Source organism: Curtobacterium oceanosedimentum (assembly GCF_020297365.1).
Taxonomy (GTDB): domain Bacteria; phylum Actinomycetota; class Actinomycetes; order Actinomycetales; family Microbacteriaceae; genus Curtobacterium.
This window is the reverse complement of record NZ_JAIXIG010000015.1, coordinates 57,921-79,107: the sequence shown is the minus strand read 5'-3', so window position 1 is coordinate 79,107 and position 21,187 is coordinate 57,921. Positions and strand designations below refer to the sequence as shown.

The window sequence follows — 21,187 nt, the reverse complement described above, 5'->3', positions numbered from 1 at the left end:
ACCGGTCGCGCAGAGGCCGCCCGCACCAGACGAGGCGGTCGCGTCTCCCGGCCGGGGTGGAGGGAAGCGGGCGTCAACCGGGCCAGGCCGCCCGGTGAGCGCCGAGGTCGCACGAAGGACCGGTCCGGGACGGGGAGGGCGACAGGTCGTGCGATTTTGGCGGCACCAGGCGAGGGCGCCCGTGGCAGCGGGCGTACCTCGGCGCGCCCTCGGGGTGCCGGCGGCTGCGAAAGTCCTCCACTTTCCTCCACGGGTCTTCCTGTGCCGCAGATCCCCGTCAATCCGGGGCTCCGCCGCTGTCTGGACGGGCGCGCATTCCTCAGGAACGCCCCCAGCACGGGTCTCCGAGTGCGAAAAGGGAGTGAACACCTGGGCAGGGGGAGGGGAGTGGAGTAAAGTGGGGCTTGCAACGGTCCGGTGGAGCGGAGGGGAGGCCCGACGTGCTGCTCGGTACCCATGCCCCGAAGCTCGACGAGAAGGGTCGTGTGATCCTCCCCGCCAAGTTCCGGGACGAACTGTCCGGGGGACTCGTGATGACCCGCGGGCAGGAACGCTGCGTCGTCGTCTTCAGCGCCCGAACGTTCGAGGAGCTCCACGAACGCATCCGGACCGCTCCGATGACGTCGAAGCGCACGCGTGACTACATGCGCCTGTTCCTCTCGGGGGCCAGCGCCGAACAGCCCGACAAGCAGAACCGCGTGACGATCCCGCAGAACCTCCGTGAGTACGCGGGGCTCGAGCGGGACCTGACGGTCATCGGCAGCGGTGACCGTGCCGAGATCTGGTCGACCTCCGCGTGGGAGGCCTACTACGCCGAAGCCGAAGAGGCATTCGCCGACAACGACGAGGAGGTGATCCCGGGGATCTTCTGATCCGCGGATCGGGACTCCCAGCCGTGAAGCCCTGACATCACTTCCCCGGTGTCAGGTCGCATGGATGGGGATCCGGACCCACGGCCCAGGAGACGAGGGGCTGCACATGGCCGAGGACGAGACTCCGAAGTTCCCGCACACACCGGTGATGCTCGAGCGCATCGTCGACCTCTTCACGCCGACGCTCGAGGGCCCGGGCAAGGTCGTCGTCGACGCGACGCTCGGCATGGGCGGGCACTCCGAGGGGCTGCTCGAGCGGTTCCCGGAGCTCACGCTCATCGGGCTCGACCGCGACACCGATGCCCTCGGGATCGCCGGGGACCGGCTCGCCCGGTTCGGCGACCGGGTCCGACTCGTCCACACCGTGTACGACGGCATCGCCGAGGCGATCGAGGGCGAGGGGTTCTCGCGCGTGGACGGCGTGCTGTTCGACCTCGGGGTGAGCTCACTGCAGCTCGACCGGGCCGAGCGCGGCTTCGCCTACAGCCAGGACGCCCCGCTCGACATGCGGATGGACCGGACCGAGGGGCAGACCGCCGCCGACGTCCTGGCCACCTACGACGAGGGCGAACTCCGACGCATCTTCCAGCGCTACGGCGAGGAGAAGCTCGCCGGCCGCTACGCACGGGCCATCGTCGAGCGCCGGGCCACCGCGCCGTTCGAGATGTCCGGTGACCTGGTCCAGGTGCTGCACGACGCCACCCCGGTCGCGATCCAGCGGCAGGGACACCCGGCGAAGCGCGTGTTCCAGGCGCTCCGCATCGAGGTCAACGCCGAACTCAGTGTGCTCGAGCGGGCGATCCCCGCCGCCCTCGACGCCATCGCCGTCGGCGGTCGGATCGTCGTCGAGTCGTACCAGTCGCTCGAGGACCGCATCGTCAAGCGGGCACTGGTGCAGCGCACGACGTCGAGCGCCCCCGCCGGACTGCCGGTGGAGCTGCCCGAACACGCTCCCACCTTCTCCCTGATCGTCAAGGGCGCCGAGCTGGCCGACGAGGCCGAACGCGCCGCCAACCCCCGAGCAACCCCCGTGCGCCTGCGCGCGGCCGAGCGGATCCGGAACTGACATGAGCACGAACCTCGCACTCGTCGACCCCGCCGTCGTCCCGTCGCGGGCCCCGCGCCCCGATCGTCAGCAGCGCCCGGAGCTCGTCGAGGTCGCACCCTCGGCGGCCCAGCGCCGTGCCCGGCCCCGCATCGGGTACGCCGTGGTCGCCGTCGCGGCCCTCGGCATCCTGCTGCTGGCCCAGCTCGGCATCAGCATGGCGCTGAGCCAGGGTGCCTACACGATCGACGCCCTGTCGGCGGAGCAGACGGGCCTGTCCCGCACGCAGCAGTCGCTCTCCGAGGACCTCCGCGTGCTCGACTCGCCGCAGAACCTCGCCCGCAACGCGCAGGCCCTCGGCATGATCGCCAACTCCACCCCGGTGTACCTGGACCCGGAGACCGGCCGCGTCTACGGCACGCCGACCCCGGCCAAGCCGGACGAGGCGACGGCGTCCACCGACAACCAGGTGCCGAACTCGCTGCTCGACGGCGTCCCCCTCGCCACCCAGCGGGGCGGCGCGGGCGCCAGCGCCGACGCGGGCACCGGCACGGGCACCAGCGCCGACGCGAGCACGGGCGCTGCCGGCAGCACCGCCGCGACCGGTGCGACGGGGAGCAGCACCGCCACCGACGACGCCGCCGCGTCTGGGAAGACGAGCGGCGCCAGCGCGTCGGACGAGGCTTCCGCGAAGTCGTCCGTAGAGTCCGACGCGAACCCGCTCCAGGCGCCCTCGACCCGGTGACCCGCGGGGCCGCCACACCCTCAGCACCACCCCGGGAAGGACCGCACCGCGTGACGAAGACGATCCGCAACCGCCGGCTGCGCTACAGCATTGTGATGATCGCCGTGATCGCACTCGTCGGTGCCTTCGTGGTCCGGCTCGTCGACATCCAGGTCGTTCAGGCCTCGGCGCTGAACGAGCAGTCGAGCCAGAAGCGCAGCATCCCCGTCACGATCTACGGCACCCGCGGCTCGATCGTCGACCGCAACGGCACCGCACTCGCCGACAGCGTCACCCGCTACAACATCACCACCGCACCGCGCCTGGTGAAGAAGTTCGCGGGCAAGCTCGGCGGCACCCGCGTGAAGCAGGTGAGCGTCGACGCCGCGCTCTCCGCCCTGGCCGAGGCATCGGGCGGCGACGTCGACACCATGCGCAAGAACATCGCGGCGAACCCGCGGTCGGACTTCGCGTACCTGGTCAAGGGGCTCGACGTGAAGCGGTACGAGGCCGTGACCGACCTCGGCATCCCGTGGGTCTACAAGGAGCAGCAGGCCTCGCGGGTCTACCCGACCGGGGCGACCACCGGCAACCTGACCGGGTTCATGGGCACGGACGGCGCCCAGGCGGGGCTGGAGTACTCCTACAACCAGTGCCTGGCGGGCAGGAACGGCTCGCAGACGTACGAGCGCGGTGAGGACGGCGTGCAGCTGCCCGGCAGCAGCGTGACCAAGAAGCAGGCCAAGGACGGCGGCACGCTCCGCACCACGATCGACAGCGACCTGCAGTACATGGCCGGGCAGACGATCGCGTCCGCCGCCAAGGAGCTGCAGGCCGAGTCGGCGACGGCCACCGTGACGAGCGTGAAGACCGGCGAACTGCTCGCGGTCGCCGACTACCCGACGGTGGACCCGAACGACGTCGACGCCACCACCGACAAGGGTGCCTTCGGATCGCGTGCGCTCACGGCGTCGTACGAGCCCGGCTCGACCATCAAGGCCGCCATCGCCGCCGCGCTGATCGACCAGGGCAAGTCGAGCCCCACCGACCAGGCCGTCGTGCCGTACTCGCGCACGTTCCCCTGGGGCGGGAAGATCCAGGACTCCGAGTTCCACGAGACCGAGAACCTGACGCTCACCGGCATCCTGCAGAACTCGTCGAACGTTGGCATCACCGAGCTCGGAGCCCGGCTGTCGACGCAGCAGCGCTTCGACTACATGAAGAAGTTCGGGCTGTTCGAACCGGAGTCGGCGATCGACTACCCGGGGCAGCCTGCCATGGACTACGGCACCAGCCCCGACTGGGACCAGCAGACGAACATCAACTCGATGTTCGGCCAGGGCATCTCGACGACCGCCGTGCAGGTCGCGAGCGTGTTCCAGACGATCGCCAACGACGGTGTCCGGATCCCGCTGCACTTCGTCAAGGGCTGCACGACCGCCGACGGCAAGACGATCGACGCGCCCGACGTGCAGAAGCAGCGCGTCGTCTCCGCCCAGGCCGCGACCCAGGTCACGGGCATGCTGCAGAGCGTCGTCACGGGCGGCACCCTGGTGGGGATGAAGCCCATCTCCGGCTACAACATCGCCGCGAAGACGGGTACCGCCGAGGTGGCCGAAGGGGCCGCCGGGTACGGCGGGCAGCGCATCACGTCGGTGGCCGGAATGGCACCCGCCGAGGACCCCCAGTATGTTGTCACGGTGACGTTCACGAAGCCGCAGACCAACAAGTGGTCCAGCGGAGCGGCTCCGGCGTTCCGCACACTCATGTCCCAGGTGCTCGAGAAGTACCGAGTAGCCCCCTCCGCGTCCGAGGCGAAGCTCTACCCGTCCACGTGGTGAGGAAGAAGGAACACTTGTCCGCACGGATCCCCCCGGTCCTCCGACCCGAACACCCGACCCCGAGGGCCGTCGCCGAACTCGCGAACGCGTTCGGTCTGCGCGTCGTCGGTTCCGTCGACGGCGCCGAGACGACCGGTGTCACGCTGAGCGCCGCCGAGGTGCAGCCGGGCGACGTGTTCGTCGGCGTGCACGGCGCGAACCGGCACGGCGCGGAGTTCTCCGCCGAGGCCGCCGAGCGCGGTGCCGTCGCGGTGCTGACCGACGACGCAGGCGCGGAGTCCGCCAGGGCGGCCGGCCTGCCGGTGCTCGTGGTCGACGACCCCCGCGCCGCACTCGGTGACGTCGCGGCCTGGGTGTACCGCACCCACCCCGACGAGGCCACCGACCTGCCCCAGCTGTTCGCCGTCACCGGCACGAACGGCAAGACGAGCACCTCGTACATCCTCGAGGGCATCCTCAAGCAGCTCGGCCTGGTCACCGGCCTGAGCTCGACCGCCGAGCGCCACATCGGCTCGCTCAGCGTCACGAGCCGTCTCACCACGCCCGAGGCGTCCGAGATGCACGCGCTCCTCGCCCGGATGCGCGAGAGCGAGGTGCGCGCGGTCGCCGTCGAGGTGAGCGCCCAGGCCCTCAGCCGTCACCGTGTCGACGGCATCGTCTTCGACGTGGCGGCCTTCACGAACCTGTCGCACGACCACCTCGACGACTACGCCGACATGGAGGAGTACTACCAGGCGAAGCTCCCGCTGTTCCAGCCCGAGCACGCCCGCCGCGGCGTCGTCTCACTGGACACCGACTGGGGCCACCGCGTGGTGCAGGACAGCCGCATCCCGGTGACCACCATCACGGTGCACCCCGAGGTCGAGGCCGAGTGGCACGTGGACATCGTCGAGGCGCACGCCGCCTACACCGAGTTCCGCCTGACCGGCCCCGAGGGTCGGGAGCTCACGACCCGTGTGCCCCTGATCGGCTGGCACATGGCAGCGAACGCCGCGCTGGCGATCGTCATGCTCGTCGAGGGCGGCTTCGAGCTCGGCGCGATCGCGCACGCGCTCGAGTCGGGTCACCGCCGCTACCCGGACGAGGACGACACCGAGCGCGACGGGGAGTCCCGCCGCGTGTCCGCCATCGAGTGCTACCTGCCCGGCCGCACCGAGCGGGTGTCCGGTGAGCACGGCCCGAGCGTCTACGTCGACTTCGGCCACAGCGCCGACGCGTTCGAGAACACGCTCGCGGCCGTCCGCCAGTTCACGCCCGGCAAGGTCCTCATGCTGTTCGGCGCCGACGGCGACCGCGACACGACCAAGCGCGGCGACATGGCCCGCGTCGCCGCCGCGGGGAGCGACATCCTCGTCGTCACCGACCACCACCCGCGCTTCGAGGACGCCGCGTCGATCCGGAAGACCCTGGTCGACGCCGCCCGCGAGGCCTACCCCGACCACGAGGTCCACGAGGTGAGCCCGCCCGAGGCCGCGATCCGCGCGGCCGTCGGCATGCTCGGCGAGGGGGACTCGATCCTCTGGGCCGGCCCCGGGCACCAGGACTACCGCGACATCCAGGGCGTCCGCACGCCGTACTCCGCCCGTGACGAGGCCCGCGCGGCCCTGCGCGAGGCCGGCTGGGAGCCGAACGCCGGCCCGGCGGAGGACGTCCGATGATCGCCATGACCCTCGCCGAGATCGCCCGCGCGGTCGGCGGCGAGCTGATCGGCGGCGCCCAGGCGACCGACGTCGCCGAGCCCGGCGACCTCGTCGTCGACGGCTCGGTCGAGACCGACTCCCGCCTGGTCCGCCCCGGCAGCGTGTTCTTCGCGCTGCCCGGCGAGGTCACCGACGGCCGCCACTTCGTGCCAGCCGCGACCGAGGCCGGGGCTGCGCTCGTCATCACGCCGGAGCGTGTGGACACCACCGCGCCGCAGATCGTCGTGGCCGACGGCTACGCGGCCCTCGCCGCGCTGGCCCACGACGTCGTCGCACGGGTGCGGGCGAGCACCGCCGACCGCGTCGACGACGCCGGCAACCCGGCGCCGCTGCGGGTCGTCGGCATCACGGGCTCGAACGGCAAGACGAGCACGAAGAACATGCTCCGCACGATCCTCGAGCAGCAGGGCGCCACGATCGCGCCGCAGGGCTCGTTCAACAACCACGTCGGCGCGCCGATCTCGATGCTCCGCATCACGGACGACACCCGCTTCCTGGTGGTCGAGATGGGTGCGAGCGGCGTCGGCCACATCGCGAAGCTCGTCTCGATCGCCGAGCCGGACGTCGGCGTCGTGCTCAAGGTGGGCCTCGCGCACGCCGGCGAGTTCGGTGGCATCGAGGCGACGCAGCGCGCGAAGTCCGAGATGGTCACCGACCTGCCCGCGACCGCGACGGCCCTGCTCAACGTCGACGACGACCGTGTCGCGTCGATGCGCGACCTGACGGCCGCGCACGTGGTCGGGTTCGGCACGTCGGCCGAGGCCGACTACCGCATCTCCGGCATCGAGACGGACCGCAGCGGCACCCGCTTCACGCTCGCCGCGCCTCCCGTCCGCCCCGGAGGCGACCGTCCGACGGACGCGACCCTGTCAGGAGGCCCGGAGCAGGTGGACGTGCGCCTCGCGATCCTGGGTGAGCACCACGCCATGAACGCGTCCGCCGCGCTCACGGTCGCCCACCTGTGGGGCGTCCCGCTCGCGGACGGCGCCGCGGCGCTCGCGTCGATGACGCGTGCCGAGCGCTGGCGCATGGAGCTGCTCCAGAGTGGCCCCGAGGGCGTCACCGTCATCAACGACGCGTACAACGCGTCGCCCGACTCCACCGCGGCCGCGCTGCGGACCCTGGCGCAGATCGTGCGTCCGGGGGAGCGGACCGTCGCCGTGCTCGGTGAGATGGCCGAGCTCGGCGAGTTCTCGACGGAGGAGCACGACCGCATCGGTCGGCTCGTCGTCCGGCTCGGCATCGGACAGCTCGTGGTCGTCGGCCGCGGCGCGATGGCGATCCACCAGGCCGCCACCCTCGAGGGATCGTGGGACGGCGAGTCCGTGTTCATCGAGGACGTCGACGACGCCGTCCCCGCCGTGCAGGAGATGCTCCGCCCCGGCGACGTCGTCCTCGTCAAGTCCTCGAAGTCCGCCGAACTGCGATTCCTCGGCGACCGCCTCGGAGGTGTCACCGAATGATCGCGCTCCTCGTCGCCGGCGCTGTGTCGCTGGTGTTCACGCTGCTGCTCACCCCGTTCTTCATCAAGCTGTTCCACCGCCTCGGCTGGGGACAGTTCATCCGTGACGACGGTCCGCAGTCCCACCACACCAAGCGCGGGACCGCCACGATGGGTGGCATCGTCCTGATCATCGGTGCGGTCATCGGGTACTTCGTCGGGCACCTGGTCGGCCGTGACTCGATCACGCTGTCGGGCCTGCTCGTGCTGTTCCTGATGGTCGGGCTCGGGTTCGTCGGCTTCATCGACGACTTCCTCAAGGTCCGGCGCCAGCGGAGCCTCGGGCTCGGCGGCTGGGCCAAGGTCCTCGGTCAGGTCATCGTCGGCGTCATCTTCGCCACGATCGCCCTCGTGGTGCCGACGTCGAACGGCAAGCCTCCGGCGTCGACCATGATCTCGGCGATCCGCGACGTCCCGTGGCTCGACTTCATGGCGCTCGGCACCGTGATCGGCACCGTGCTGTTCCTGGCGTGGATCGTCCTGCTGACGGTCTCGACCTCGAACGGCGTCAACGTGGCGGACGGCCTCGACGGCCTGGCCACCGGGTCGAGCATCCTGGCGATCGGGTCGTACGTGATCATCGGGTTCTGGCAGTCGAACCAGATCTGCGGCGGCGCACGGCTCGACGCGAAGACCGCAGACGCCTGCTACACCGTGTCGAACCCGCTCGACCTGGCCGTGGTCGCGGCTGCGGTCTGCGGTGGCCTGATCGGCTTCCTCTGGTACAACACCTCGCCGGCGCAGATCTTCCTCGGCGACACCGGGTCGCTCGGGCTCGGCGGTGCACTGGCCGGTCTCGCGATCCTCAGCCGCACGGAGCTCCTGCTCATCCTGATCGGTGGCCTGTTCTTCATCGTCACCGGCTCGGTCATCCTGCAGCGGGCGTACTTCAAGATCACCCACGGCAAGCGGATCTTCCTCATGAGCCCGCTGCACCACCACTTCGAACTGAAGGGGTGGGCAGAGGTGACGGTCGTCGTCCGCTTCTGGATCATCGCCGGGCTCTTCGTCGCGGCGGGGGTCGGCCTCTTCTACCTCGAATGGATCGCACGCGTTGGTTGACCCGGTGTCCTCGCCGTCCCGTCTCTCGTCCCTCGACAGCTGGTACGCCGAGGGGTGGAAGGGACTCGACGTCGCCGTCCTCGGCCTCGGCGCGACCGGGTTCTCGGTCGCCGACACGCTCGTCGAACTCGGCAGCGACGTGACGGTGTACTCGACCGACGCGCCCGCCGACAGCGTCGAGCTGCTCGACGTCATCGGCGCCCGGTTCGTGCAGACCCCGCTCGACGTGGTGCCGGACGCCCTGGTGCAGCAGGCCCCCGACGTCGTGATCGTCTCGCCGGGGCTGCCGCCGCACAACGCGACCGTGCAGTGGTCGGTGGCGAGCAGCACCGTCTGGGGCGACATCGAGCTCGCCTGGCGTGTGCGCGACAAGGTCGTGCGCGGCCCGGTCGCCGCGCCGTGGATCACCATCACCGGCACGAACGGCAAGACCACCACCACCCAGCTCACCACCGCGATGTACGAGTCCGGTGGGCTGCGGGCGGTGGCGTGCGGGAACATCGGTGTGCCGGTGCTCGACGTGGTCCGCGACCCGGTGGGCTACGACGTCCTGGTGGTCGAGCTGTCCAGCCACCAGCTGCACTACATGGCCGACTCCGGGGACGGCGCCGTGGTGCCGCTCGCCAGTGCCTGCCTGAACATCGCCGACGACCACCTCGAGTGGCACGGCTCGGCCGAGGCCTACCGTGCCGCGAAGGCCAAGGTCTACGAGCGCACCGTGATGGCGTGCGTCTACAACACCTCCGACGAGGTCACCCGGCACATGGTGCAGGAGGCCGACGTGGTCGAGGGCTGCCGCGCGGTGGGCTTCACCCCGGGCGTCCCCGCACCGGGCGACGTCGGCATCGTCGAGGACGTCCTGTGCGACCGGGCCTTCACCGAGGACCGCCGGAACAGCGCGCTCGAGCTCTCGACCGTCGCCGACCTCGAGACCGCGGGGCTCGCGAGCCCGCACATGACCATGAACGTGCTGGCCGCCGCCGCCCTCGCGCGCGCCGGTACGGTCCAGCCGGGCGCCATCCAGGCCGCCGTCCGGGGGTTCCGGGCCGACCACCACCGCACCGAGCTCGTGGCTGAGGCCGAGGGGATCGCCTGGGTCGACGACTCCAAGGCGACGAACCCGCACGCCGCCACGGCCTCGCTCGCCTCGTTCGACACCGTCGTGTGGATCGTCGGTGGCCTGTTCAAGGGCGTCGACATCGACGGCCTGGTCGAGCGCTTCGGCCCGGACGTGCGCGCCGTCGTCGTCATCGGGACCGACCGCGGCCCCGTGCTCGAGGCATTCGCGCGACACGCGTCCGCGGTCCCCGTGCTCCAGGTGGAGACGACCGACACTGATCAGGTCATGCGCGAGGCGGTCCGGCATGCCGCATCGGTCGCGAGGCCGGGCGACACGGTCCTCCTCGCTCCGGCGGCGGCATCGTTCGACCAGTTCGGCTCCTACGCCGACCGGGGGCGTCGTTTCGCGGCCGCGGTCCACGAACACCTGGGAGGAGAAGTCGATGGCGACGACACCGACGGATCTTCCGAACAGTCGTAACGGCGCGTCGCCGCAGGGCGGACGCCGCGCCAACGGCGCCTTCGTCGCCGTCAAGAACGTCTTCGTCGCCGAGTCGACCACGTTCTACACGATCCTCGGCGTGACGCTGTTCCTCGTCGTCTTCGGCGTCGTGATGGTGCTGTCGTCGTCGAGTGTCGAGGAGTACGCGGCGACCCACGACTTCTTCGGTGCGGCGTCCCGCCAGGGGCTCTACGCCGTGGTGGGCGTGCCGCTCATGCTCGTGGCCAGTCGGGTGCCCACCCGCGTCTGGCGCAAGTGGGCGATGCGGCTGCTCGGCGCGGCCCTGGTGCTGCAGCTGCTCGTCTACACGCCGCTCGGCATCGACATCCAGGGCAACCGGAACTGGATCAAGATCGGGGAGTCGTTCACCGCGCAGCCCTCCGAGGTCGTCAAGCTCGGTCTGGTGCTCGGCATCGGCGCGATCATCTACGTCAAGCGCGACAAGCTGGACGACTGGAAAGAGGTCTTCGTCCCGGTCGGGATCGCCGCCCTGCTGTCGCTCGGCCTCGTGATCCTCGGCGGTGACCAGGGCACCGCGATGGTCATGGTCGTCCTGGTGTTCGGCGCCCTGTACCTCGGCGGCGTCCGCGGACGGCACCTGCTCGTCGGTCTCGTCACGATCGCCGTGCTCCTGCCGTTCGTGACGATGGCGTCGGCGTCCCGCTCCACACGCATCAGCGCCTGGCTCGCCGGCTGCACCGACACGAGCCAGTACCAGGACATCTGCTGGCAGCCGGTGCACGGTATGTGGGCGCTCGCGTCCGGCGGGGTCTTCGGCGTCGGCCTCGGCAACTCCAAGGCCAAGTGGTCCTGGCTGCCCGAGGCGGACAACGACTACATCTTCGCGATCATCGGCGAGGAGCTCGGCCTGGTCGGCGCCGTCGTCGTGCTGGTCCTGTTCGTCGTGCTGGCCATCGGGATGATCAAGGTGATCCGGCAGTCCCGCGACCCCTTCGTCAAGACGGTCACGGGCGGCATCCTGGCGTGGATCATCGGCCAGGCGCTCGTCAACATCGCCGTCGTGCTCGGCCTGCTGCCGGTGCTCGGGGTGCCGCTGCCGCTCATCTCGGCCGGCGGGTCGGCGCTCATCATGACCCTCGTCGCGATCGGCGTGGTGCTGTCCTTCGCCCGTGACCTGCCCGGGCGGAACGAGCCCGCCACGACGACCCGACTCCCCACCACGAACGGACCCCTGCGGTGAGCAAGTACCTCTTCGCCGGCGGCGGCACCGCCGGCCACGTCAACCCCTTGCTCGCCGTCGCCGACCGGCTGACCGAGCGGGAGCCCGACGCCCAGGTGCTCGTGCTCGGCACCGCCGAGGGCCTCGAGTCCCGGCTGGTGCCGATGCGCGGGTACGAGCTGCTGACCATCCCGCGGCTGCCCTTCCCCCGGAAGCTGAACGCGAACGCCCTCCGCTTCCCGCAGCGCTTCGCCGCGGCCGTCGGGCAGACCGAGCGGATCATCCGCGAGCGCGAGATCGAAGTGGTGCTCGGCGTGGGCGGCTACGCGGCCGCCCCGGCCTACATCGCCGCGCGCCGGACCGGCACCCCGATCGTCGTGCACGAGCAGAACGCGAAGCCCGGGCTGGCGAACCGCCTCGCCGCGTTCCTGACCCGGCACGTCGGCCTGACCTTCTCGAACACCCGGCTGCGCAACGGCCGTGTCGTCGGCATGCCCCTGCGCCGCGAGATCGAGTCCCTGGACCGCCGGGCCGTGCGTGCCGAGGGCCTCGCCGAGTTCGGCCTCGACCCCGACCGCCCGGTCCTGCTCGTGACCGGCGGGTCGTCGGGCGCGCGGAGCATCAACCGGACGATCAACACCTCCGCCGCCGCCATCGTCGGCGCCGGTTGGCAGGTCCTGCACGTCGTCGGCGCCGCGTCGGACATCGGCCCGAGCGACCTGGACGGCTACCACGTGCTGCCCTACTGCGACCGGATGGACCTGGCGTACGCCGCGAGCGACTTCGTGGTCTCGCGCTCCGGCGCCGGCATGGTGTGCGAGCTCACGGCGGTCGGCCTGCCGAGCGTGCTCGTGCCGTACCCGGTCGGCAACGGCGAGCAGCGCCACAACGCGCAGGACGTCGTCGACGCCGGGGGAGCCGTCCTGGTGGCCGACGGGGAATTCGACCAGGACTGGGTGACGTTCCAGCTGCTGAGCATCCTGCAGGACCGCTCCCGCATCGCGGACATGACCGTGCGGGCGGGCAGCGTCGGCCACCGCGACGGCGCCGACCGGATGACCGACCTGGTCCTCGACGCCGCGAAGCAGGCCCCCAGCACCACGGAGGAACCATGACCATCAAGCCCGACCTGACGCAGCCGATCCCCGACGACCTCGGCACGGTGCACTTCGTCGGCATCGGGGGCTCGGGCATGAGCGGCATCGCACGGATGTTCCTCGCCGCCGGGCACCGGGTGACCGGGAGCGACTCCCGCGAGACCGAGACGACGGGCACCATGCGCGACCTCGGTGCGACGGTCCACATCGGCCACGACGCCGCGAACGTCGGCGAGGCGGACACCCTCGTGGTGACGAGTGCGCTCTGGCCGGACAACCCCGAGCTCCTCGAGGCACAGCGCCGCGGGCTGCCGGTGCTGCACCGCTCGCAGGCCCTCGCCGCGCTCATCGCCGAGCACCGCCTGGTCGCGGTCGCCGGCGCGCACGGCAAGACCACCTCGACGGGCATGATCGTCACCGCGATGGTCGAACTCGGGCTCGACCCGAGCTTCGTGAACGGCGGCGTCATCCAGTCCCTCGGCACGAGCTCGGCCCCGGGATCGAGCGACCTGTTCGTCGTCGAGGCGGACGAGTCCGACGGCTCGTTCCTGCTGTACGACGTCGCCGTGGCCCTCGTCACCAACGTCGACGCCGACCACCTGGACCACTACGGCAGCGAGGAGGCCTTCACCGAGGCCTTCGTCGAGTTCGCCGCGAAGGCGAGCGAGCGCGTCGTCATCTCGAGCGACGACGCCGGCGCGAAGACCGTCACGGCCGGCATCCGGCAGCGCCCGGACGCCCCCGAGGTCGTCACCTTCGGCGAGGCCGCCGACGCGGACGTCCGCATCGAGGGCATCACCGAGGCAGCCGGGGTCGAGGTCGACTTCCGTGCCGCGGGTGAAACCCACCACCTGACCCTGCGCGTTCCCGGTCGACACAACGCGATCAACGCCGTCGGCGCGTTCGCGGTCCTGACCGGTCTCGGCGTCAGCGCCGCCGACGCGATCCGCGGACTCGAGGCGTTCGGCGGCACCCAGCGCCGCTTCGAGCTGCACGGCGTCGAGCGCGGCGTGTCCGTCTACGACGACTACGCCCACCACCCGACCGAGGTCGCGGCGGCGCTCAAGGCCGCCCGCAACGTCGTCGGCGACGGCCGCATCATCGCGATCCACCAGCCGCACCTGTACTCGCGCACCCGGCTCATGGCCGGCGACTTCGCGAAGGTCTACGAGGAGCTGGCCGACCACACGGTGGTGCTCGACGTCTACGGCGCCCGTGAGGACCCCGAGCCCGGCGTGACCGGCGCCCTGGTGCAGGAGCGCTTCGCCGACCAGTCGCGTGTCGAGTTCCTGCCCGACTGGGACGCCGCCGCCGCCCGTGCGGCCGCGGTCGCCCGGGACGGCGACATCATCATGACCCTGAGCTGCGGTGACGTGTACCGGATCATCCCGCAGGTGCTCGGTGCGCTCCAGGACGACGGGGCGCAGGCTCGGTGAAGCGTCCGGAGGGGTTCGACGAGGGGGACGCCCGCCAGGACGTCCCGGCCGAGGCCGCTGACGCGCCCCGGCAGCGTCGTGGCCCCTCGACGTCGCGGCTGCCGTTCCGCGGTCGCGCCGTCGACGCCCGGGAGGCCCGCCCCGCGGCCGACGAGTCGGCTGCGGTCGACGACGACCCGGCTCCCACCACGCCGGACGGCGGTCCCTCGGCAACGCGCCCCCGCACGGTCGATGCGCCCCCGAGCGTCGGGGCGCGACGACCGTCGGCGGGCGCAGACCCGTCGACCGACTCGGCCGGGTCGGCCCGCGACCGGGTCGGTGCCCTCGCGGGTGCGGCCGGCCGTCGCTTCGGCGCCGGGTTCGGCGCCGTCGCGGACCGGCTCCGCGAGTACACACCGAACGAGGACCACCGCGACCCGGAGCACGAGCGACGCGAGGCGGAGCGCCGGAATGCGGCGGGCGGTGCAGCCGACCACGACGCCACCGTCACCGACGTGCTCGACGCGGGTGGTGCCTCCCGGGCGGAGCAGTCGACGGGGACACCGATCGGCGCCGGAGTGCGTGCGGCGGAGACCGCCCGCGAGGCGCGCGTCGCCAAGCGGCGTCGCCGCCTGCTCGAACGGGCCGAGGTCCGCCGGTTCACACGGCGCAGCCGCCACCGCCGAGCGGCGTGGATCACGGCGGCGAGCGTCGTCGTGGTGCTCGGTGCGTCGATCCTGGTGGCGGTGTCGTCGCCGCTCATGGCGCTCCGCACGATCGAGATCGAGGGCACGGAGCGCGTCGACGAGACGGCACTGCGGCAGGCCCTGTCCGACCAGATCGGGACCCCGCTGGCCCGGCTCGACTTCGACGCGATCAAGCGCGACATCGCCGGGTTCCCGCTCATCGAGAGCTACGTGACCGAGGAGGCGCCGCCGCACACCCTCGTCGTCACCGTGACCGAGCGCACGCCGGTCGTCGCGGTGCGTTCCGGGCGGTCCTTCGACCTGGTCGACCCGGCGGGCATCGTCGTGCAGTCCGCGCCGGAACGACCGGCCCGCTTGCCCCTCGCCGACATCGCCCGCGCCCGGCTCGGGTCGTCGAGCTTCCGCACGATGACCGAGGTCGTGCTCGCGCTGCCGTCGACCGTCCGGTCGCAGGTGACCCGCGTGTCGGGCTCCACCGCCGACGACGTGACCCTGACCCTGCGCGACCGCTCGACGGTGGTGTGGGGGAGTCCGGACGACTCGCCGGCCAAGGCCGCGCTGCTCGCGGCACTGGTGCAGGACCACGAGGCGCGGAACCCCGGCGTCGTGGTCGAGTACGACGTGTCCGCGCCGGACAACGGCGTGATCCGCGCGAAGGACTGATTTGCCGGACCTGATCGACGACACGCGGCGTGGCGGGGCGACACTGCGCCGAACGCACCCGTAGCGTCGAAGCCAGCACCACATCTACCAGCATTGCCCCTGAACTTCAAGTAGAGGTTGAGGGTTCGACCGGAGGCCTGACTGACGTGACCACGAACCACAACTACCTCGCCGTCATCAAGGTCGTCGGCGTCGGCGGCGGCGGCGTGAACGCCGTCAACCGCATGATCGAACTCGGCCTGCGGGGCGTGGAGTTCATCGCGATCAACACCGACGCCCAGGCCCTGCTGCTCAGCGACGCCGACGTCAAGCTCGACGTGGGCCGCGAGATCACGCGCGGCCTCGGTGCCGGCGCGGACCCCGAGGTCGGCCGTCGTGCCGCCGAGGACCACGCCGAGGAGATCGAGGAAGCCCTCGCCGGTGCCGACATGGTGTTCGTCACGGCCGGTGAGGGTGGCGGGACCGGCACGGGTGGTGCCCCGGTCGTCGCACGCATCGCGAAGTCCATCGGCGCGCTCACCATCGGTGTCGTCACGAAGCCGTTCAGCTTCGAGGGCAAGCGTCGCCAGTCGCAGGCCGAGAACGGCGTCGCGGGCCTCAAGGACGAGGTCGACACGCTCATCGTCGTGCCGAACGACCGCCTGCTCGAGATCAGCGACCGCGGCATCTCGATGGTCGAGGCGTTCGCCACCGCCGACCAGGTGCTGCTCGCCGGTGTGCAGGGCATCACCGACCTGATCACGACCCCGGGTCTCATCAACCTCGACTTCGCCGACGTCAAGAGCGTCATGCAGGGCGCCGGTTCCGCGCTCATGGGCATCGGTTCGTCCCGTGGTGCCGACCGCGCGATCAAGGCGGCCGAGCTGGCCGTCGCGTCGCCGCTGCTCGAGGCCTCGATCGACGGCGCGCACGGCGTGCTCCTGTCGATCCAGGGTGGCTCGAACCTCGGCATCTTCGAGATCAACGACGCCGCCCGCCTGGTGCAGGAGGCCGTCCACCCCGAGGCGAACATCATCTTCGGTGCCGTCATCGACGACACCCTCGGCGACGAGGTCCGCGTGACCGTCATCGCCGCGGGCTTCGACGGCGGCGAGCCGGCGCAGCAGCAGAAGGAGCGCCGCTCCAGCTACGTCGACCCGGGTTCCGAGGCAGCGGCTCCGGTCTCCGCCGCGTCGACCGGTGCGATCGAGGACTCGACCTCGTCGACCCCGTCGTGGGCATCGCAGGAGCACCAGCCGCCGGTGCAGCGCGCCGCCGACCCGGCGTTCGACGACGACGACGAGCTCGACGTCCCCGACTTCCTGAAGTAATCGTTCCATGGCAGGTGATGCGCGCCTCCCGTCCTCGTCACCAGACGACGGACTGGAGGCGCGTCTCGCGTCCGTCAGGAGCAGCATCGCCGACGCGGCGCGGCTCGCGGGCCGCAGCCCCGACGAGCTGACGCTCGTCGTCGTGACGAAGTACCACCCGGCCGCGCTCGTGCGCGAGCTGGCCACGCTCGGCGTCACCGACGTGGGGGAGAACCGTCACCAGGAGGCACAGGCCAAGGCGGCGGAGCTCGCCGACCTCGGGCTCACGTGGCACTTCGTCGGGCAGTTGCAGTCGAAGAAGGCTCGGCAGGCCCGTCGGTACGCGCACGTCGTGCAGTCGCTCGACCGCGAGTCCGTCGTCGACGCGTTCGCTCCGACCGAGGCCGAACCGGCGCCGCCGGTCATCGACGGCTTCGTGCAGGTGAACCTGACCGACGACCCGGGCCGCGGGGGCGTGCAGCCGGACGCGGTCGAGGCGATGGCGGAACGGGTGCTCGCGACCGGGACGATCCGGCTGCGGGGCGTGATGGCCGTCGCGCCCCTCGACGAGGAACCCCGTGCGGCCTTCGCCCGGCTCCGCGCGATCTCCTCGCGCGTCGTGTCGCTCGATCCCGGCGCCACCGACATCTCCGCCGGCATGAGCGGCGACCACGCCGAGGCGATCCTCGAGGGCGCGACACACCTGCGGATCGGTACCGCAATCACGGGAAACCGGCCGGTCGCGCCCTAGCCTCGTTGCAGGGCACCCACGAGCACGAACCCCGGAGGAACCATGGCCAACCCGCTGAAGAAGACGATGGTCTACCTCGGCCTCGCCGATGAGGAACTCGACTACGAGGACGAGCAGCAGCAGGCCGCCCCGGCGCGCCAGCAGGCTGCGCCCGCACGACAGCCGGCCGCTGCCGCCCCGGACGCGACCCCCGCCGAGCAGCAGGAGGCCCCGGCCCCCGCAGCGGCGGCCGCTCCCGCAGCAGCACCGGCCACCCCCAAGACGCACACCCACCAGCGCGGCGCCCAGGTCACTCCGCTCCGCCGCTCGCACACGACCGCACAGAAGGCGACCCCGGTCCAGGAAATGAACGAGATCCTCACCGTCCACCCGCGCGAGTACAAGGACGCCCAGTCCATCGCCGAGAGCTTCCGCGACGGCATCCCCGTCATCATCAACCTCTCGCAGATGACCGAGGGTGACGCCCGGCGCATGATCGACTTCGCCTCGGGGCTGTCGCTCGGCCTGTTCGGCAAGATCGAGCGCGTCACGAACAAGGTCTTCCTGCTGTCGCCCGCCCACGTCGCAGTGAGCGGTGAGCCCGCTGAGGTAGAGTCCGACATCGAGGCGAACTTCTTCGCCCAGTCCTGAGCCTTCCCGGCCCACCCGCCCCTGAAGGTCGTCGCCCGACGGCCCTCGACCGAGACGAGCGAGCCCCATCGTGTCCTTGATCCTAGGGATCGTCTCCCTTGCTCTCCTGCTCTACTTCTTCGTGATGTGGGGCCGGTTCGCCCTGGACCTCGTGCAGAGCGTCAACCGGGCCTGGCGGCCGCGTGGTGGGCTGCTCGTGGTCTCGGAGTTCGTCTACACGATCACCGACCCGCCCATCCGCGCGGTCCGACGGGTCCTCCCGCCGCTCCGCCTGGGGCCCGTCGCACTCGACTTCGGCTGGACGATCGTGATGCTCGTCGTCATCATCGCCCGTGTCGTCGTCGCGTCGATCGCGGGCCGGGTCTGAGCGGACTTCGGTCCGCGACACGCGCCACGCCAGCGGCATGGTCACGGTTCCGCCCCATCGTCGGTGTACGGTGGTCGGGATCGATGCTCGCCCCGGTGATGCATCCGCACCGCACGGCACGACTGGTACATTCGGTCGCACCGCACGCGGTTCCACACGTTCAGCAGTTCTATTGAGGTGACGGCAATGGCTTTGACGCCGGAAGACGTAGTCAACAAGCGGTTCCAGCCGACGAAGTTCCGCGAGGGCTACGACCAGGACGAGGTCGATGACTTCCTCGACGAGGTCGTCGTCGAGCTCCGTCGCCTGACCGCGGAGAACGACGAGCTCCGCCAGCGCCTGCAGGCGGTCGAGACGGCCCCGCAGCCGGCGCAGGCCGAGCAGCCGGCCCCCGCGGCCGAGCCCGAGCCGGAGCCCACCCCGGCCCCCGTCGAGGCAGCTCCGGAGCCCGCTCCGGTCGCGGCCGCCGCACCGGCGACCACGGTCCCGGCCGACGAGGACACCGAGGGCACCACGAACCTCCTCACCCTGGCCCGTCGTCTCCACGAGGAGCACGTGCGCGAGGGCATCGAGAAGCGCGACGCGCTCATCGCCGAGGGCACCGCGCAGGCCGCCCGCCTGGTCTCCGAGGCCGAGGCGAAGCAGCGCCAGATCATCGCCGACACCGAGAACACCAACCGTCAGCGTGTCGCGGTGCTCGAGCAGGAGCAGCGCCAGCTCGAGGGCAAGATCGACGAGCTCCGCACCTTCGAGCGCGACTACCGTGCGCAGCTCAAGAGCTACATCCAGGGGCAGCTCTCCGAGCTCGACTCCTCGGGCGAGCAGTCCGGTCTCACCCCGGCGCCGGCTTCGGCGCAGGGCTTCGGCAACTGACGTTGTCGCGACCAGCATCACCAGCGAAGGTCAGTGTCCGCGCGCTCGCGGCACTGGCCTTCGCCGCTGTCGTGGTGGTGGGACTCGACCAGGTCGCCAAGGCGCTGGTCGTCGCGAACCTGCCCTACGGTGAGCCCGTCCCGGTGCTCGGCAGCGCGCTGCAGTTCCTGTACGTGCGGAACCCCGGAGCGGCGTTCTCGTTCGCGGTGAACATGACCTGGGTCTTCTCGGTCATCTCCGCCGCCGTCGTCGTCGCGATCATCGTCTACTCGCGCCGCATCCGCTCGATGTGGTGGGCGATCGTGCTGGGCATGCTGCTCGGCGGTGCGCTCGGCAACCTGATCGACCGGCTCTTCCGCGAACCCGGCTTCGCCCGCGGGCACGTCGTCGACTTCATCTCGACGCCGTGGATGATGCCGGCGATCTACAACATCGCGGACTCGTTCATCTGCATCAGCATGGTCGTCTTCGTGCTGCTGGTGATCCTCGGCGTGAACCTCGACGGCACCCGCACCCTGTCGGCCAAGCGGCAGGCCGAGGCCGACGCGGCGGCGCCGCTGGACGGCGGGGCCGCGCTCTCCGCCGAGCAGGCCGACGTCGCCGAGCCGCACCGCGCCTCCCGTCCGGACGACCGCGACCGGCGCGACACGCTGGGACACGACGCCACGTGACCGAGTCGCGTGCCCTGCCCGTCCCCGACGGGCTCGCCGGTGAGCGTGTCGACGCCGCCATCGCGAAGCTGCTCGGGTTCAGTCGGTCCTTCGCGGCCGACGTCGTCGCCGCCGGCGGTGTCCGCGTCGACGGTGTGCCCGTCGACAAGTCGGACCGTCTGCACGCCGACTCGTGGCTCGAGGTCGAGTGGAGCCCGAAGGAGCCGCCGCGCATCGTGCCCGCAGCCGTGCCGGGCATGACGATCGTCCACGACGACGAGGACATCGTCGTCGTCGACAAGCCCGTCGGGGTCGCCGCGCACCCGTCGCCGGGCTGGGACGGCCCGACCGTGCCCGGAGGCCTGGCCGCCGCTGGCTTCACCATCGCGACGTCCGGGGCCGCCGAGCGCGCCGGGATCGTGCACCGGCTGGACGTCGGGACCTCCGGCCTGATGGTCGTGGCGAAGACCGAGCTGGCGTACACGCACCTGAAGCGCGCGTTCAAGGAGCGCACGGTCGAGAAGGTCTACCACGCACTCGCGCAGGGTCATCCGGACCCGACCTCCGGCACCGTCGACGCTCCGATCGGCCGCCACCCGTCGAGCGACTGGAAGTTCGCGGTCACCGCGGACGGCAAGCCGAGCGTCACGCACTACGAGACCCTCGAAGCCTTCCGTGCCGCGACCCTGCTCGAGGTGCACCTGGAGACCGGTCGCACCCATCAGATCCGGGTGCACATGGCGGCGACCCGGCACCCGCTCGTCGGGGACACCATGTACGGGGCCGATCCGGTGCTGGCGGAGGAGCTCGGGTTGACGCGGCAGTGGCTGGACGCCGTCCGGCTGGGGTTCGCACACCCGCGGACGGGGGAGTGGGTGTCGTTCGAGGCGTCCTACCCCGACGACCTGCAGCGGGCGCTCGAGCGGATCCGGGGCGCGTCGGCCTGACGCGGCGGGTGCTCGGCGTTCGGCCGGGGTACGGCGTTCGGCGCCCCCGGCTGTAGTCGTTGAGGCGGCGCGTTCTGTCGCGCTCGGCGCTGCCGCGCGACGTGTCCTGCCACCTCGGCGGGCGGCTTGCGTCGTGTCGTGGCCGCTCGGCGTCGCGCCCCGCGCGCGGCGCGCGCCGATGCCGGCCTGGAGGCGCGTGGCGGGGCCGGCCCGTGCCTCCCGTCGGGCGCGTGCTCCGCTGAAGTCGCACGTGCGCTCGCACCGGGCGCGGGTGTGCGGCGTGTCGTGCTACCTCGGCGTCGGACCCGGCCG

19 protein-coding genes are annotated in these 21,187 nt (G+C 71.4%); all 19 read left to right on the top strand.

The features are described from left to right. Positions 1-440 precede the first annotated feature (440 nt). On the top strand, positions 441-872 hold the full coding sequence (mraZ, locus tag LEL83_RS08760) for a division/cell wall cluster transcriptional repressor MraZ (protein WP_198658280.1): 432 nt from the start codon (positions 441-443) through the stop codon (positions 870-872). A gap of 106 nt (positions 873-978) precedes the next feature. Continuing rightward, entirely contained in the window at positions 979-1,938 is a 960-nt protein-coding gene (gene rsmH, locus LEL83_RS08755) for a 16S rRNA (cytosine(1402)-N(4))-methyltransferase RsmH (protein ID WP_198658281.1), read from the top strand. A gap of 1 nt (position 1,939) precedes the next feature. Further along, positions 1,940-2,662 (top strand): cell division protein FtsL, encoded by a 723-nt coding sequence (gene ftsL / locus LEL83_RS08750; RefSeq protein WP_225558518.1) that lies wholly within the window; start codon positions 1,940-1,942, stop codon positions 2,660-2,662. A 50-nt stretch (positions 2,663-2,712) separates the two neighbouring features. Beyond that, on the top strand, positions 2,713-4,482 hold the full coding sequence (locus LEL83_RS08745) for a peptidoglycan D,D-transpeptidase FtsI family protein (protein ID WP_225558517.1): 1,770 nt from the start codon (positions 2,713-2,715) through the stop codon (positions 4,480-4,482). A gap of 14 nt (positions 4,483-4,496) precedes the next feature. After that, a complete protein-coding gene (locus LEL83_RS08740) occupies positions 4,497-6,140 on the top strand; it encodes a Mur ligase family protein (protein WP_225558516.1) in 1,644 nt (547 codons plus the stop codon). Beyond that, positions 6,137-7,645 (top strand): UDP-N-acetylmuramoyl-tripeptide--D-alanyl-D-alanine ligase, encoded by a 1,509-nt coding sequence (locus LEL83_RS08735; RefSeq protein ID WP_225558515.1) that lies wholly within the window; start codon positions 6,137-6,139, stop codon positions 7,643-7,645. Before LEL83_RS08740 ends, LEL83_RS08735 begins: the two co-directional genes overlap by 4 nt. Beyond that, complete coding sequence (mraY, locus tag LEL83_RS08730; protein ID WP_225558514.1) at positions 7,642-8,745, top strand: phospho-N-acetylmuramoyl-pentapeptide-transferase; 1,104 nt, start codon at positions 7,642-7,644, stop codon at positions 8,743-8,745. Before LEL83_RS08735 ends, mraY begins: the two co-directional genes overlap by 4 nt. Positions 8,746-8,749: 4 nt before the next feature. Further along, entirely contained in the window at positions 8,750-10,285 is a 1,536-nt protein-coding gene (gene murD, locus LEL83_RS08725; RefSeq protein WP_225558513.1) for a UDP-N-acetylmuramoyl-L-alanine--D-glutamate ligase, read from the top strand. Next, entirely contained in the window at positions 10,248-11,507 is a 1,260-nt protein-coding gene (gene ftsW / locus LEL83_RS08720) for a putative lipid II flippase FtsW (protein WP_225558512.1), read from the top strand. Before murD ends, ftsW begins: the two co-directional genes overlap by 38 nt. Then, entirely contained in the window at positions 11,504-12,601 is a 1,098-nt protein-coding gene (gene murG, locus LEL83_RS08715) for an undecaprenyldiphospho-muramoylpentapeptide beta-N-acetylglucosaminyltransferase (protein WP_225558511.1), read from the top strand. Before ftsW ends, murG begins: the two co-directional genes overlap by 4 nt. After that, the gene (murC, locus tag LEL83_RS08710; RefSeq protein WP_225558509.1) at positions 12,598-14,019 is read left to right on the top strand and encodes a UDP-N-acetylmuramate--L-alanine ligase; all 1,422 of its coding nucleotides are present in this window, start codon (positions 12,598-12,600) and stop codon (positions 14,017-14,019) included. Before murG ends, murC begins: the two co-directional genes overlap by 4 nt. Beyond that, positions 14,016-15,368: a cell division protein FtsQ/DivIB gene (locus tag LEL83_RS16210; protein WP_225558508.1), complete on the top strand. Its 1,353-nt coding sequence runs from the start codon at positions 14,016-14,018 to the stop codon at positions 15,366-15,368. Before murC ends, LEL83_RS16210 begins: the two co-directional genes overlap by 4 nt. Before the next feature lie 146 nt (positions 15,369-15,514). Then, a complete protein-coding gene (ftsZ, locus tag LEL83_RS08700; protein ID WP_198658292.1) occupies positions 15,515-16,678 on the top strand; it encodes a cell division protein FtsZ in 1,164 nt (387 codons plus the stop codon). Positions 16,679-16,685: 7 nt separating this feature from the next. Continuing rightward, positions 16,686-17,408 (top strand): YggS family pyridoxal phosphate-dependent enzyme, encoded by a 723-nt coding sequence (locus tag LEL83_RS08695; protein ID WP_225558507.1) that lies wholly within the window; start codon positions 16,686-16,688, stop codon positions 17,406-17,408. A gap of 42 nt (positions 17,409-17,450) precedes the next feature. Further along, on the top strand, positions 17,451-18,038 hold the full coding sequence (locus LEL83_RS08690) for a cell division protein SepF (RefSeq protein WP_225558506.1): 588 nt from the start codon (positions 17,451-17,453) through the stop codon (positions 18,036-18,038). A 70-nt stretch (positions 18,039-18,108) separates the two neighbouring features. Beyond that, positions 18,109-18,405 carry a YggT family protein gene (locus LEL83_RS08685; protein ID WP_225558505.1) on the top strand — a complete coding sequence of 99 codons (297 nt, stop codon included), beginning with the start codon at positions 18,109-18,111 and terminating at the stop codon, positions 18,403-18,405. Between the two features lie 186 nt (positions 18,406-18,591). Then, positions 18,592-19,278, top strand: coding sequence for a DivIVA domain-containing protein (locus tag LEL83_RS08680; RefSeq protein WP_198658295.1), 687 nt, complete (start codon positions 18,592-18,594; stop codon positions 19,276-19,278). A gap of 2 nt (positions 19,279-19,280) precedes the next feature. After that, entirely contained in the window at positions 19,281-19,949 is a 669-nt protein-coding gene (gene lspA, locus LEL83_RS08675; RefSeq protein ID WP_225558504.1) for a signal peptidase II, read from the top strand. Continuing rightward, a complete protein-coding gene (locus tag LEL83_RS08670) occupies positions 19,946-20,875 on the top strand; it encodes an RluA family pseudouridine synthase (protein ID WP_225558503.1) in 930 nt (309 codons plus the stop codon). Before lspA ends, LEL83_RS08670 begins: the two co-directional genes overlap by 4 nt. The last annotated feature ends 312 nt before the right edge of the window (positions 20,876-21,187 follow it).

Bases quoted from the DNA above. Each gene is read 5' to 3' on its own strand.
- ftsL (WP_225558518.1), top strand. From the start codon at position 1,940: ATGAGCACGAACCTCGCACTCGTCGACCCCGCCGTCGTCCCGTCGCGG.
- LEL83_RS08735 (WP_225558515.1), top strand. From the start codon at position 6,137: ATGATCGCCATGACCCTCGCCGAGATCGCCCGCGCGGTCGGCGGCGAG.
- mraY (WP_225558514.1), top strand. From the start codon at position 7,642: ATGATCGCGCTCCTCGTCGCCGGCGCTGTGTCGCTGGTGTTCACGCTG.
- LEL83_RS08680 (WP_198658295.1), top strand. From the start codon at position 18,592: ATGGCTTTGACGCCGGAAGACGTAGTCAACAAGCGGTTCCAGCCGACG.
- rsmH (WP_198658281.1), top strand. From the start codon at position 979: ATGGCCGAGGACGAGACTCCGAAGTTCCCGCACACACCGGTGATGCTC.
- ftsW (WP_225558512.1), top strand. From the start codon at position 10,248: ATGGCGACGACACCGACGGATCTTCCGAACAGTCGTAACGGCGCGTCG.
- murC (WP_225558509.1), top strand. From the start codon at position 12,598: ATGACCATCAAGCCCGACCTGACGCAGCCGATCCCCGACGACCTCGGC.
- LEL83_RS08690 (WP_225558506.1), top strand. From the start codon at position 17,451: ATGGCCAACCCGCTGAAGAAGACGATGGTCTACCTCGGCCTCGCCGAT.
- LEL83_RS08695 (WP_225558507.1), top strand. From the start codon at position 16,686: ATGGCAGGTGATGCGCGCCTCCCGTCCTCGTCACCAGACGACGGACTG.